This window comes from Pseudoalteromonas sp. SWXJ133, assembly GCF_015864365.1.
In the GTDB taxonomy this organism is placed as follows: Bacteria; Pseudomonadota; Gammaproteobacteria; order Enterobacterales; family Alteromonadaceae; genus Pseudoalteromonas; species Pseudoalteromonas arctica.
This window is the reverse complement of record NZ_JADYXJ010000013.1, coordinates 97,568-111,377: the sequence shown is the minus strand read 5'-3', so window position 1 is coordinate 111,377 and position 13,810 is coordinate 97,568. Positions and strand designations below refer to the sequence as shown.

General features: G+C 39.0%; 10 protein-coding genes. 8 read left to right on the top strand and 2 right to left on the bottom strand.

Going from position 1 to position 13,810, the window contains the following annotated elements; all coding sequences use genetic code 11:
- The first annotated feature begins 199 nt into the window (after nt 1-199).
- Nucleotides 200-532: a PBPRA1643 family SWIM/SEC-C metal-binding motif protein gene (locus I6F40_RS11620; RefSeq protein WP_024592175.1), complete on the top strand. Its 333-nt coding sequence runs from the start codon at nt 200-202 to the stop codon at nt 530-532.
- Nucleotides 533-641: 109 nt separating this feature from the next.
- Here I6F40_RS11620 and I6F40_RS11615 read toward each other — a convergent pair whose 3' ends face one another.
- Both I6F40_RS11615 and I6F40_RS11610 read right to left on the bottom strand, forming a co-directional pair.
- The gene (locus I6F40_RS11615) at nt 642-3,710 is read right to left on the bottom strand and encodes an efflux RND transporter permease subunit (protein ID WP_166376581.1); all 3,069 of its coding nucleotides are present in this window, start codon (nt 3,708-3,710) and stop codon (nt 642-644) included.
- A gap of 2 nt (nt 3,711-3,712) precedes the next feature.
- A complete protein-coding gene (locus I6F40_RS11610) occupies nt 3,713-4,795 on the bottom strand; it encodes an efflux RND transporter periplasmic adaptor subunit (protein WP_197192958.1) in 1,083 nt (360 codons plus the stop codon).
- Nucleotides 4,796-4,917: 122 nt separating this feature from the next.
- Between I6F40_RS11610 and I6F40_RS11605 the strand changes: the two genes are divergently transcribed.
- The 7 genes from I6F40_RS11605 (at nt 4,918) to csy2 (ending at nt 13,797) form a co-directional block, all read left to right on the top strand.
- Complete coding sequence (locus I6F40_RS11605; protein ID WP_166376583.1) at nt 4,918-5,820, top strand: LysR family transcriptional regulator; 903 nt, start codon at nt 4,918-4,920, stop codon at nt 5,818-5,820.
- Nucleotides 5,804-6,115: an MGMT family protein gene (locus I6F40_RS11600; RefSeq protein ID WP_166376584.1), complete on the top strand. Its 312-nt coding sequence runs from the start codon at nt 5,804-5,806 to the stop codon at nt 6,113-6,115. Before I6F40_RS11605 ends, I6F40_RS11600 begins: the two co-directional genes overlap by 17 nt.
- Nucleotides 6,116-6,237: 122 nt before the next feature.
- Nucleotides 6,238-7,080, top strand: a complete 843-nt coding sequence (locus I6F40_RS19850) for a WYL domain-containing protein (protein WP_166376585.1) — start codon at nt 6,238-6,240, stop codon at nt 7,078-7,080.
- A gap of 132 nt (nt 7,081-7,212) precedes the next feature.
- The gene (cas1f, locus tag I6F40_RS11590; RefSeq protein WP_197192957.1) at nt 7,213-8,190 is read left to right on the top strand and encodes a type I-F CRISPR-associated endonuclease Cas1f; all 978 of its coding nucleotides are present in this window, start codon (nt 7,213-7,215) and stop codon (nt 8,188-8,190) included.
- Complete coding sequence (gene cas3f / locus I6F40_RS11585) at nt 8,187-11,600, top strand: type I-F CRISPR-associated helicase Cas3f (protein WP_197192956.1); 3,414 nt, start codon at nt 8,187-8,189, stop codon at nt 11,598-11,600. Before cas1f ends, cas3f begins: the two co-directional genes overlap by 4 nt.
- A 2-nt stretch (nt 11,601-11,602) precedes the next feature.
- A complete protein-coding gene (gene csy1, locus I6F40_RS11580) occupies nt 11,603-12,859 on the top strand; it encodes a type I-F CRISPR-associated protein Csy1 (protein WP_197192955.1) in 1,257 nt (418 codons plus the stop codon).
- Entirely contained in the window at nt 12,856-13,797 is a 942-nt protein-coding gene (gene csy2, locus I6F40_RS11575; protein ID WP_166376589.1) for a type I-F CRISPR-associated protein Csy2, read from the top strand. The genes csy1 and csy2 overlap by 4 nt, the downstream gene beginning before the upstream one ends.
- The last annotated feature ends 13 nt before the right edge of the window (nt 13,798-13,810 follow it).

Here is a 13,810-nt window from a genome sequence, read left to right as displayed (position 1 = left end):
CGAGGATCATCGATTGATTCGAAATATTTAAATAGCTGAATATCAAGCATGAGAATGCTCCTTAAAAAAGGAGTATAAGATCATACTTTTAAGTCAAGGTAAAGTTCGTGATCTTGCCCTGCAAGTACACCTTAGTTATATTTTGGGTAAGCTGTTAAGATGCGCCGTCTTAATAATGTAGAAAGGTTATAGAAGTAACATGTCAAAATTTTTCTTTATGGGTAAGCCCGACATAATGGGTAAAAATAACAGTAATGGATTTGCGCCAAATCGTACCGCAAAGGTCGGCACAGAGTTACACCCGTTAACGCTAATTGTAAACTCAGCTGAACGACAATCAGAAATAGAAGCAATACTAGAAGAGCATTCGCTGTTTGCTTCAATTGAAGTTAAAGCTGAAGTACCAGAAGATATTCGCGAACTAGACTTTGCGCTTAGCAAGTCAACACCACAAGTATTTGATAAAGTACCAGAGCGTAACGCACCTTGTGTATGTGGTAGCGGCAAAAAATATAAAAAGTGTTGCGGTTAGTTTTTTAACAACTAAATATGTAGCCTTTCTTTTTTCATCGGTATTAAATAAAAATGCCACTGACCTTGAGCCAGTGGCATTTTTTAATGTTAACCAATTATATGTTTAATTATTTACGCGGTTCGTAATCAATTCTAAATATAACCGTGTAAAGTACTGGCACTACAATGAGGGTTAGTATGGTAGCAAAGCCCAAACCAAACATTATTGTTACCGCCATTGACTGAAAAAACACGTCAAATAACAGCGGGATCATACCCAAAATAGTGGTTATAGCTGCCATTGCAACCGGTCGTACACGGCTCACACCAGAGTCAAACACGGCTTCATAGGGCGATTTACCTTCCCTTAATTCAAGATTTATTTGATCAACTAATACAATACCGTTTTTAATTAGCATACCGCTTAAGCTTAACAAACCAAGTAGCCCCATAAAGCTAAACGGAGCATTCATCGCTAACAAGCCCGCGCTTACACCAATAATAGCCAACGGCACAGTTGCCCAAATGACAAGTGGCTGTTTAAGTGAGTTAAAAAGTAATACCGTGACTGCAAACATCGCTAAATAACCCAGCGGTAATGAGCCAAATATTGCTTTTTGCGCCTTGCTTGATGACTCAAACTCGCCGCCCCATTCTAGTTGGTAACCACGCGGTAGTTCCATGTTCTCTATCGGACCGCGAATACGGGCAAATAGTTTTGCAGGTGTTTCATCCCCTAATACATTATTATCGGCCATTACTGTAATAGTACGTTTGCGATCGCGGCGCATTATTAGGCTGTCTTCCCACTGCACATCAAATTCGTCTACAACTTGAGTCACTGGTACAAATACACCCAATACTGGGCTGTATATTTGAAGGTCGTGTACGCTTTCTACGTTTAAGCGCTCGTTAGCAGGAGAGCGAGCAATAATGGGCAGCAATTGCGTACCATCGCGATATACACCCACTTGTTTACCTGAAAGGCTTGTTAGTAATACATTATCTAGGTCTGATTTACTAATACCTAATCGACGTGCTTTTTGCTCGTTAAATTGTGGGCGAATCATTTTGGTACGTGCGCGCCAGTCATCACGAATATTATACGCGCCATCGTCGCTACCAATCAATTCTTCGGCTGTAGCGGCGAGTTGTCTTAAAACAACAGGGTCTGGGCCCGAAAAACGTGCTTCTATTTTTGCATCAGTAGAGGGGCCAATTTCCATCGGTTTAATTTTAAGCTGTGCAGAAAGCGCATGATTGTCTGAATAATCGCGCACTGTTTGCATTACAGTTGCTACGGCTTCTCTGTCGGCAACACGAATAATCAATTGCCCATACGCCGGGTATGATTTTTCTGGTGCGTAGGTAAGCATAAAGCGCGGTGCACCTTGCCCTGTTGTGCTTGTTACTTCTTCAACAAGGTCTTCTTTTTGTAAAAATTCTTCAAGTTTTTTAACGCCCTCAATAGTTGAGCGAATATCAGATCCTTGTTCTTGCCAGTAATCGACATAAAACATAGGTGTATTAGATGCAGGGAAGAACGACTGTTTTACAGAGCCAAAACCAACAACCGCAGTACACAGTAAAGCAATCATTAATATCAGTGTGGTTTTTCTAAAGTGCAGTGCTAAATCTAAAATCGCTTTATAACCATTAAAAATAAACCCTTTGTATGGGTCTTCATCTTCTTGGCCTTCTTCGTTTTTAAATTCGTTTTCTTTGAACATTAAATTAGCAAAAAATGGCGTTAAGGTAATCGCTGTGATCCAGCTTAATAAAAGCGAAATAAACAACACCCAAAACAAGCTACCGGCAAATTCACCGCTGGCATCAGAGCTTAAGCCAATTGGCGCAAACGCAGTAACCGCAATGACTGTTGCCCCTAGTAATGGCCATTTTGTTTGCTCAACAATATTAATAGCCGCTTTGAGTTTTGTTTGGCCACGTTTGAGGTTTATTAGTATCCCTTCAGTGACGACTATTGCGTTATCAACCAGCATACCAAGAGCAATAATAAGTGCCCCAAGCGATATGCGTTGCAAGTCGATAGCAAACAACTTCATAAATATAAACGTACCCAGTACGGTAAGCAGTAAAATACCACCAATTAAAATACCGCTTTTTAATCCCATAAATAAGAGCAGTACTACAATAACAATCGCGATGGCTTCAAGTAAGCTGATAATAAAACCATCAACCGATTTTTGAACCTCTTGTGGTTGGTTGTATACCGAATTTATGTGAATACCATGAGGGCGTTGATACTCAAGTGAGGCTAAGTGATCGTCAATGTGTTTACCCACATCAACCACGTTAACACCCGACATAAACGACACGCCAATAAGCAAAGCTTGCTGAGAATTATAACGAATAATATTGTTAGGTACTTCTGCGTACTCTCTGTAAACCTTTGCTACGTCGCCTAAATAAATAAGCTCATTGGCACCCGGTTTTGAAATTAATAGTGTTTCGAGCTCTTTTACATCTTTAAATTCGCCGGTAGGGTGCAATCGAATTGATTCATCGCCCACGCGAATTTTACCCGCGTTAGAAACCGTATTTTGTGATTGTAATAATGCAAAAATATGGCTTGGTGCAATACCTAATTGAGCAAGTTTACGGGTAGATACTTCAACCATTACTTGAGCTTGTTGTTGCCCTGCAACCGTTACTTTACTAACACCTTTAACAAGGACTAGTTCGCGCTTTAAAAAATCGACGTAATCTTTAAGCTCATCATACGAATAACCATCACCGGTTACCGAATACATAACACCGTAAACATCGGCAAAGTCGTCCAAAATAGTGCTAGGGTAAACACCACTGGGTAATGACGGAGAAAGGTCGTTAATTTTACGACGCATCTCATCCCAAATTTGGCGAAGCTGCTCTTTTCGATAATTGCTTTTCATCTCTACCGAAATCTGCGACTTACCGTTAGACGAAATAGACGTAACGTAGTCAACATAAGGCAATTGCTGAATCGCGTTTTCAATTGGAAAAGTAACTTCTTCTTCAACTTGCTGCGGCGAAGCACCAGGGTACATGGTAATAACCATGGCTTTTTTAAGGGTAAACTCAGGGTCTTCTAGTTGTCCTAAATCAAAGTACGATACACTACCGCCAATTAATAACAGCAGCGTAAACATCCAGCTGATTACTTTTTTCTCTATGGAGAGTTGTGCAAAGCTCATAATTATAAGCCTCGCTCTTTATTCCATGCTCTTACTTTCATGCCTTCTTTTAGTGAATGCACACCGGCAGAAACCACAATTTGACCTTCTTCAATGCCACTTAACACTTCAATTCCATCACGATGCAATTGGCCAATTTTTACAGCTTGTTTATGAACCTGGCCAGTATTTGAATCAAAAAGCCATACGTAGGCGTTATCTTCAATTGATTCTTGCGGCTCAGAAAACACCGACTCGATAGGTAAGATTGTATAAGCAACTTGCGAGCGCGTAACTTTACTTAAATCAATAAGCACGCTCCCCGTCATGCCTGCTAGTAAATTAAAGTCCTTAGGTACTGGTAGCGAAAATACAACTTTATAGGTAAGCGTTGCAGGATCAGCTTGGGTATCCCACTCTTTAATATCAAGTGTGTACTGTTTATCGTCAAAGCCATCAAACTTTACAGTTGGGTGGTAATCGGTGCCTTTTTTAAAGCGAGCGACTATTTTTTCAGGAACCTGGATTTCTACGTCCATTAAATCGCGTGTTTCTAAGCGTAAAATATTTTGCTTGGCTTGAATGTTTTCAAAGTTTTTAACAAATACCTTAGCAACAGTGCCTGAAAATGGTGCGCGTAGCTCGCTGTACTCAAGGTTCGTTTGTGCAATTCTAAATGCAGATTCAGCAATTTGCATATTAGCAGTGGCTTGATCTAATTCTGATTGGCTGGTGATTTTTTTCTCAAATAATTGCTCAATACGGCCAAGTTGTGATTTTGCCAATTCAAAGCGCGCTTTGCGCTCGTCAAACTGTAACTGAAAATCTTCAGGGTCTAGTTTTGCTAATAAATCACCTTTTTCAACGTGTTCACCAGCAAGCACAGGAAACTTAATAAGTTCGCCATTTACTCTAAAAGCAAGGTAAGAGCCTTGGTTTGCAACCACCTCAGCAGGAAAACTACGAATGTTAGTTTGAGAATCATGACCTATGTTGAATAATTTAACTGGGCGAATGGGCTCTTCTTTAACTTGTTGTTCTGGTTCAGAACAGGCAAGTAAGCTTAGTAGTGTCGTAGTTAATAAACATAGACGAAAGAGTTTCATGTCTTCTCCGTTGCAATGATGGCAAAATAATTAAGTGCAGCATACGCTGCAAACATATAAAATAAAAATCATTAAATTTTAGAAACTCAATAAGTTTTACTTATAATGTTACAGAGTGCTATATGAAGCTGAATCAATTAATAATTTTAGATGCCATAGTGCAAAGCGCGAGCTTAAGCGGGGCAGCACTAAAGCTACATAAAACGCAACCAGCGCTTACACTCGCGATTAAAAATCTAGAAGAAAAAATAGGGTTTGAGTTACTAGACAGAAGTAAGTACCGATTACAGCTTACTGAAAAAGGGCGTATTTTTCACCGCGAAGCGAAGCAACTTTTGCATGCCAACGATGAGCTGGCACAACTCGCTAAAGAATTAGCATTGGGCAATGAGCCCCAATTTAGAATTTGTTACGAACAACTTTGCCATATGCAAAGTTACAACGAGATCATAAGTAATACTTTTAGGTTGTTTACAAGCACAGAATTTAGCTTAACAAGCGGAAAACGCTTTATCTCATTAGAGCAAGTAAACAGTGGGCAAGCCGAATTAGGCATTGGCCCGTGGTTTGATTTATTTCATGCTACAGGTGATTTAGAAAGCGTACCCATAGGCAGGCTCGATATTGGCATTGTGAGCGCTAAAGGCGTACTCCCTCAAAAACTCACCTATAGCGAACTGCAAACGTATCCGTGTTTAGCCATGTTTGAAAGTGACTTGAGTATCGACAGCGACAGATTATCGTACTCAAAAGGCTCCGCCATGATGAAAATTGATGATGTATCGACCTTAAAATCGTTTTTACTCTCAGGCGCAGGTTGGGCAATGATGAGCCTAGAACACTGTGCTCCTGAAATAAAAGCAGGCTTACTTCAAGAAATACACATAACTGACCGAGAGCATAAGTTTAGTGCACAAATTAGAGCCTTTAGACAACATGCAGTGCATCACGGCCCTGTAGCGCGCACTATTTGGGAGCAATTTAAAGTACTTAGTGAGGCGTATTTAAATGAACGCAGATATTGATAAAGAAACTCTTATTTATACTGTTATCGCAGGCATACCAGTGGGTAAAGTAGCAAGCTACGGGCAAGTTGCAGGCCTTGCTGGCTATCCTCAAAACTCACGATTGGTTGGGCGCTTATTAAAAGTGATGCCAAACGACTCAGTTATACCTTGGCATCGCGTGGTAAACAGCCAAGGTAAAATATCATTCCCAGCGGGCAGCGAAAAATACCAAGAACAACGCGAAAAGTTATTATCAGAAGGCGTATTGTTTAATAACGACAAAGTGAATATGCGGCAGTGCCGGTGGGAGTAAAGCTTTCGTGAACTACTAACGGCTTTCATCTATATCGATGCAGATAACAAAGAGTAAATTTTTATTGTTATTTTTACCTAATTTGATACTTTGTAAAAAGGAAAAAACAGCTAAGGAACAGCGTGATAACACATTCAAATTACGATTTAATTAAGCGTTTTCATTTTATAGAACTTATTGTATTTTGGGAAAATCGCTTAACTACAAAGCACATACAACAACATTTTAATATAAGCCGTTCAAGTGCATCTAAATATATACAAAATTACCTAAAACAGCATCCTGATTTTTTGATTTACAACAACTCAAAAAAAGGATATCAAGCGACAAAATACTTTATACCAGAGTATGGTGAACACGATCTTGGTACTTATTTAAGTTTTACCCAGCAAGGTATTCAAAGTGAATACTATAATCACTTTACTGCAATGCAATCCCCCCTAGTGCCAGTAAACCCTCAAAGGGTGAGTGGTATATTACACGCACTAAAACATAAGCAACGAATTGATGTAGGTTATGCTTCTGTATCAAGTCCTGAGTTCGAATCACGTATTATTAGTCCGCATAATTTAGTTTTTGATGGTACCCGTTGGCATGTACGTGCGTATTGTGAAAAAAATCGAGATTTTAGAGACTTTGTTCTTACTCGTTTTAATGGCGAGTGTGAAATAGAAGGACCCGCAGAGTACGACCAACAACACGACACATTATGGCAAACCCAACTTACCGTTAGCATAGAGCCCGACCCTCGATTAACCGCTAATAAAGCAAGAATAATAGCACTCGATCACCAAATGAATCAGCAATCAAATGGCCATTACACACGCAATATAAAAATACGCGCCGCTTTATTACTTTATCTATTAAAACAACTACGTGTAGACAGTTACCAAGCAAACCCCGAAGCGCAACAAATTATACTCAGCCCCAATTGCTTAGCTAACTTACAGCCTTACATGCCATAGTATTTAACGAGCAACGTAAATAATAATAAACTAAAAATATGCCTAAAATTACGACAGGTGATAAACGTACAGTGTTGCTCAAAAGCTAAGCAGCCAGTAATTTAAAGGGAATGACAATAAAGGATGAAAGTAATGGACGATTTTAGCCCAAGCGACTTAAAGACAATTTTACACTCAAAACGCGCCAATATGTATTACCTAGAATACTGCCGTGTTATGCAAAAAGATGGGCGTGTTTTGTACCTTACCGAAGCTAAAAACGAAAACCAATACTTTAACGTACCTATTGCTAATACCACCGTACTATTACTAGGAAATGGAACATCAATAACGCAAGCAGCAATGAGAATGCTAGCCCAAGCAGGCGTGCTTGTTGGTTTTACCGGTGGCGGAGGCACTCCTTTACATATGGCGTGCGAGGTCGAGTGGTTTACACCACAAAGCGAATATAGACCAACCGAATATTTGCATGGCTGGCTACAGTTTTGGTTTGAAGACGAAAAACGACTATTAGCCGCGAAAACAATGCAACAAGCCCGCATTAGTTACTTACAAAAAGTTTGGAACAAAGACCGCGACTTAAAAAACGAAGGGTTTGACTTCAATAGTGAAAAAATGCAAAAAGCATTAAGTACGTTTGAAGCACGCACTAGTGCAGCAACTAAACAATCAGAGTTACTCCTTACTGAAGCGCAATTAACCAAAGTACTTTATAAATACGCCGCTAATAATACCAGCACCGCAGCATTTAAACGCCAGCACCAAAGCACCGACAAAGCAAACGACTTTTTAAATCATGGTAACTACCTTGCCTACGGATTAGCGGCAAGCTGTTTATGGGTGTTAGGCATTCCTCATGGTTTTGCTGTAATGCATGGAAAAACCAGACGCGGCGCCTTAGTGTTTGATGTAGCAGATTTAATAAAAGATGCCATTGTTCTACCTTGGGCATTTATATGCGCCAAAGAAAACGCCACAGAGCAAGAGTTTCGCCAACAAGTATTACAAGCCTTTACAGATCACAAAGCACTCGACTACATGTTTGATACGATTAAAGCAATTGCACTGCAAAATTACTCACAAAACCACATAGAGGAACACAATTTATGATGGTCACGTTTGTATCACAGTGCGAAAAAAACGCGCTCAAAAAAACACGCCGTGTACTCGACGCTTTCGCCAATCGTATTGGTGATAACACCTGGCAAACCTTAATCACTGAAGACGGTTTATTAACCGTTAAAAAAATGCTCAAGCAAACCGCAAGCAAAAGTACAGCAGTCAGTTGTCATTGGATACGAAGCCGATCGCGTAGTCAGTTTATTTGGGTGGTGGGTAATAAACATAAATTTAATGAACAGGGCATAGTGCCTGTAAATAGTACGAGAAAAAACTTGTTAAACAGTGAAATAGAAAATGATTGGAAATATCTACCGTTAATTAAATCACTCTCAGCGCTATCAGCGTTACTCCATGACTGGGGAAAAGCGTCTCGTTTATTTCAAGAGAAGTTAAGTCCTAATAGTAAAAATAAATTCAAAGGTGATCCGTTAAGGCATGAATGGATTTCTGTTTTATTACTTAATGCTTTAGTGAATAGTAAAAGTGATGAAACATGGTTAACCGAATTAGCGCAAAACGGTTTTACTGAATCACAGTTAAAAACAACGATTAAAACACAAAATTCAACACCATTAGATAAGCTTCCCAGTGGTGCTAAATTGTTGGCTTGGTTAATAGTCTCTCATCATCGTTTACCTTACATAAAAAGTGATTGGCGTGATGAAAAAGCACCTGATATATCCGCTATGCTCAAACGTATAACGCAAGAATGGGGCTATGAAAACAAGATAGATGAAACAGAATACAACAAACGGGTAAAGCATTGTTTTGAATTTCCCAATGGTTTGTTATCTGAATCAATACAGTGGACTCAAAAAATAAAACGTTGGGCTACTAGCCTACTCAATAATTTACCTTTGCTTGAATCAGCGATGAAAGACGGAAGTTACCGTTTGGTATTGCACCATGCGCGTTTGTGTTTAATGCTAGGTGATCACTTTTATTCATCACAAGATGCTGCAAAAAACTGGAAAAATAGCACAGGGCTATTCGCTAATACCGATCGAGATACCAGCGAACTAAAGCAAAAGCTTGATGAGCACTTGGTAGGCGTGGCAAAAAATGCCTTAGACACCGCACATTTATTACCAGCATTTGAAAAAGAGCCCCCCGTGGCAACTGACATTCAAGCATTAAGGCGGGTAAGTTCAGACCCTAAATATAAATGGCAAGATAAAGCCGTAACCAAAATTAATGACTGGAAAACACAGCAAAACAAAAAAGTAACAGGTTTTTTCGCGGTGAACATGGCAAGTACTGGTTGTGGTAAAACCTTTGCCAACGCTAAGGTTATGCGTGCGTTATCGGCTGACGGCAAAAGTCTGCGTTATATTCTTGCGCTGGGGTTACGTACATTAACGTTGCAAACAGGTGATGAATATCGTGACCGAATAGGCTTAACCAATGCAGATCTTGCGGTATTAATAGGCTCAAGGGCGGTTGCTGAACTGCACAACCAACGAGAAATTAAACAAGATGAAATAACAGATGAGGTGTTAGGCTCTGAATCACAAGAGGCCTTGTTAGAGGAGTTTATTGATTATGACTGCGAAATACCTGAAGAAGGGCTAAGTACTGTACTAACGTGCACTAGAGATAAACAGTTTTTATACGCGCCAGTACTCGCGTGCACCATTGATCACTTAATGGCGGCAACAGAAACAAAGCGTGGCGGACGTTATATTTTACCGAGTTTGCGGTTAATGTCGTCAGATTTAGTGATTGATGAAATAGACGACTTTACCGGTGATGATTTAATCGCCATTGGCAGACTTATTCATTTAGCAGGCATGCTAGGTAGAAAAGTCATGATTTCATCGGCAACTATTCCACCCGATTTAGCATTAGGTTACTTCAATGCCTACAAAAAAGGTTGGCAAATTTTTACTCAAAGTCGAGACCAAGCAAAAGCTGAAATAGGCTGCGCATGGATAGATGAATTTACCACACACGTGCATAGCGTTAACGTTACACAAAGCAAAGTAGTACAAAGCAACGTAACACAAGCTAATAGCGCGCTTGAAAAATATCAGGCTAATCACAATAACTTTATCGATAAACGTATTAACAGTCTAAATAAGCAAGTAGCCAAACGTAAAGCTGACATTCTGCCTTGCCCACTAATATCGATAGAAGCAACAACACCTGAAAATGGATGTGAAGAAAGTAAACAATCTCATTATTTTTCAGTAGTAAAACAAGCTACTTTAACCAAGCATCAACAACAACATAGCATTGATAGCAAAACAGCAATCAAGGTTTCATTTGGCGTTATTCGCGTCGCTAATATTTCGCCCTGTGTTGATTTAACCAAATATTTACTACAAGCCGACTACCCACAAGATACCCAAGTAAAAGTAATGGCATATCACAGCCAACAAGTTTTGCTACTGCGTCATGAACAAGAAAAACACCTTGATGAGGTGTTAAAACGAAAAGAAAAAGCAGGAGAGCCTCAACAAGCATTTTCCAACCCTGTGATCCGCAACCATCTCGACTTATGTGCAAAAAAATCATGCGCTAAAAATAATAGCCGTATTAACAATGTACTGTTTATTTTAATGGCGACGCCTGTTGAAGAAGTCGGACGAGATCATGATTTTGACTGGGCAATTATCGAACCCTCATCTTATCGCTCCATTGTACAACTGGCTGGGCGTGTACGACGACATAGATCTGAAGAAGTAGCATCAGCCAATATTGGTGTAATGCAATATAACCTCAAGGCATTTAAAGCTAATGATAAGCAAGATGGTAAGTATTTCATTAAACCGGGTTATGAAGATGGTTGGGCTCAAACACTACACAGCCACAACCTTAATAAATTAGTCAATGAAGCACGTATTAACAAAAGTTTAAATGCCATTCCTAGGATAAAAGTACCTATTCAAGCAGATAAGCAGTTATTAGCGTTTATGGAACATCAAGTAACCGCGCAACAACTCACAAACTTTTCTGCATTTGGCGCAAACACTTTACAGGGGTATTTAACCGAAACATGGTACTTAACAGCTTTACCACAAGTATTAACCCCTTTTAGAAAAAGTGAAGCGAGCATTAATTTATTCCTCTTTTATAACGAGAATGAAGATGCCTGTTATTTCACTGAAAAAGATGATGCAGGTAAGCCTTTGTTAGATATGAACTATCAGGCCATTAATCGAGAAAATATACACAATATTAAGCAGGTAGAATTAACAGATAAACAGAAACAAAACTTATGGTTTGAGCGCAACTACCAACAGTTATTAGCAAATTACATCGGTGAATCGAGCTTAACAACGCGAAAATGGGTGTCATTGCGCTACGGAGAAATAAATATGGCAGAGCGTGAAAATGCACAGTATGAATATAACGACCAGTTTGGGTTAGTTAAAGTGAACAAAAAAGGAGGTTAATAATGTTAGATCCTGCAATACAGAATTACTTTTCTGAACGAAAAGAAGCATGGTTAAAAAAGAATACCAAAGCAGCTTTGCAAGAGCATGAGCTACAAGAACTAGAGCAATTATGCGAGCAACAATTTTCATTAAATGAATGGTTGCCTAATGCAGCGAAAAGGGCAGGACAAATATCTATGTCTACTCACCCTTGCACCTTTAGCCACCCTAGTGCTAGAAAAAATAAAAATGGTTATGTTTCCTCTGTTTTAGCTGAAATAGACAGAATTGAAGATGGTTACTTAAAAACGGGTAATGTGGTTGTTGCTACTGACGCATTAGGTAATGCTGCCGCATTAGATGTTTATAAATTCTTAACTTTAACCATGCAAGATGGTGAAAATTTATTAACACACATTCAACAAGAAACAGACTTAGCACAAACATTATTAGCGATTAAATCTGCTAATTATCAAGAGCTGAGGAGTGGTTTTTTAGCAATGGTTGAAAGCGGAACGGAAAACATTACTAGTTCTAAAATAAAACAAGTGTATTTCCCCGTTGACGATGATTATCACCAACTATCACTGCTAACTAATTCGGGCATGGTTTATCAATTGCGTTCTCGATTAGATAAATTACGTTTTTCAGAAGAAGTTAAAGCACTTCGAGATAAAAAGCGTAAAAACGAATTTAGCGAGCAAGGTTATAGTGAAATATATGGCTTAACCACCATAGGTTATGGCGGTACAAAACCACAAAATATCAGCGTGTTAAATAATCAAAATGGCGGTAAAGCGCATCTTTTATCGTCATTACCGCCGAGTATTGAAAAGCGAAATGTTAACTTTCCTAAAAGTGATTTTTTTACCGAGTCATTTAAAAAATATGAATATGCTGCCAATTTCAAAGCACTGCATAAATTATTTCAGGCTGACTACAACAACATCAAACTTCGCGATGCAAGAGATCGTAACCTTCAACAAATCATAGATTTACTGATTGAGAAAATGTGGGCGGTCCGTGCGGTTTCACAAACGCAATACCACGCAGACACTTTTTCACTATCAAGTACTCAACGTACTTGGTTACATGATGACTTTGCTGATGAAAGAGAAAAATCAGAGCAATGGCTAAATTCACTCATCACTGAAATATCTGCATGGTTAACGCGTAGTTATGAAAAGGTATTAGACAAAAAAGCAATCAAATTAGGTGAAGCCGAACGTTTACACTTTGCCGAAGTGATTGAACGTAATAAGGAGTTTTTAAAATGAACCAGTTAAAACGATTATTACTATTACCCCATATAAAAGTACATAACGCTAATGCACTTTCTAGTCCGTTTACTATTGGCTTTCCTGCGATGACGGCATGGCTTGGCGCGGTACACGCACTGCAACGAAAGTTAAATGCGCAAGGTTATAGTGATATTAAATTTAATAGCGTTGCTGTGGTTAACCATCAATGTGACTTACAAACCCATAAAGGTATTGATGATTTTGTGCATTCAATTATTGGTACAGGTAACCCGTTAGATAAAACAGGGGCAAGAAGTGCTTTTATCGAAGAAGCACGTTGTCATTTAACTGTGTCATTAGTGATTGAGTACATCGGTATTGAAAAAGATGATGAAGCCGTCATACAAGAAAAAATTACGCATTTGCTGAACAGCAACATGAAAATGGCTGGCGGTGATATTTTAACGTTTAAAGCGCCGCAGTTTTTCAAGGTTGAAAATGGTAATACTACAGATCTTAGCGCGTTAACACGAAAACTTATGCCCGGTTATGCATTAATTGAGCGTCGAGACTTAATGATTGACGCAATGAGATCAGGGCAAGACGCAATGGATGCGCTGTTAGATAATCTCGTTATTCATCATAAATGTGATGAATCGTTACCTGAAAGTGATGAAATTTTTAAATGGACGAGCAAGCGAAAAAATAAAGGTTGGATTGTACCCATAGCAACAGGTTTTCACGGTTTAACAGAATTAGGTGAAGCCAAAAATCAACGAGATCCAAACACACCGCATCGCTTTGCTGAAAGTGTGGTGACGCTAGGTGAATTTAAAATGCCTCATAAAATTAAATCAATCGACGAAATCTTGTGGCGCTATCAAACAGATCAAAGCAATAACTTATATCTTTGTACTCAAAATCAAAAAATTGTTCAAACCGAAGAAGAAATTGAAAACGCTTATTACGCATAACTTAATTTATTAA

Excerpts from the sequence above, each read along its gene's own strand:
- I6F40_RS11615 (WP_166376581.1), bottom strand. The coding sequence starts at position 3,710 with ATGAGCTTTGCACAACTCTCCATAGAGAAAAAAGTAATCAGCTGGATG.
- I6F40_RS11605 (WP_166376583.1), top strand. The coding sequence starts at position 4,918 with ATGAAGCTGAATCAATTAATAATTTTAGATGCCATAGTGCAAAGCGCG.
- I6F40_RS11610 (WP_197192958.1), bottom strand. The coding sequence starts at position 4,795 with ATGAAACTCTTTCGTCTATGTTTATTAACTACGACACTACTAAGCTTA.
- csy1 (WP_197192955.1), top strand. The coding sequence starts at position 11,603 with ATGTTAGATCCTGCAATACAGAATTACTTTTCTGAACGAAAAGAAGCA.
- cas3f (WP_197192956.1), top strand. The coding sequence starts at position 8,187 with ATGATGGTCACGTTTGTATCACAGTGCGAAAAAAACGCGCTCAAAAAA.
- I6F40_RS11620 (WP_024592175.1), top strand. The coding sequence starts at position 200 with ATGTCAAAATTTTTCTTTATGGGTAAGCCCGACATAATGGGTAAAAAT.
- csy2 (WP_166376589.1), top strand. The coding sequence starts at position 12,856 with ATGAACCAGTTAAAACGATTATTACTATTACCCCATATAAAAGTACAT.
- I6F40_RS11600 (WP_166376584.1), top strand. The coding sequence starts at position 5,804 with ATGAACGCAGATATTGATAAAGAAACTCTTATTTATACTGTTATCGCA.
- cas1f (WP_197192957.1), top strand. The coding sequence starts at position 7,213 with ATGGACGATTTTAGCCCAAGCGACTTAAAGACAATTTTACACTCAAAA.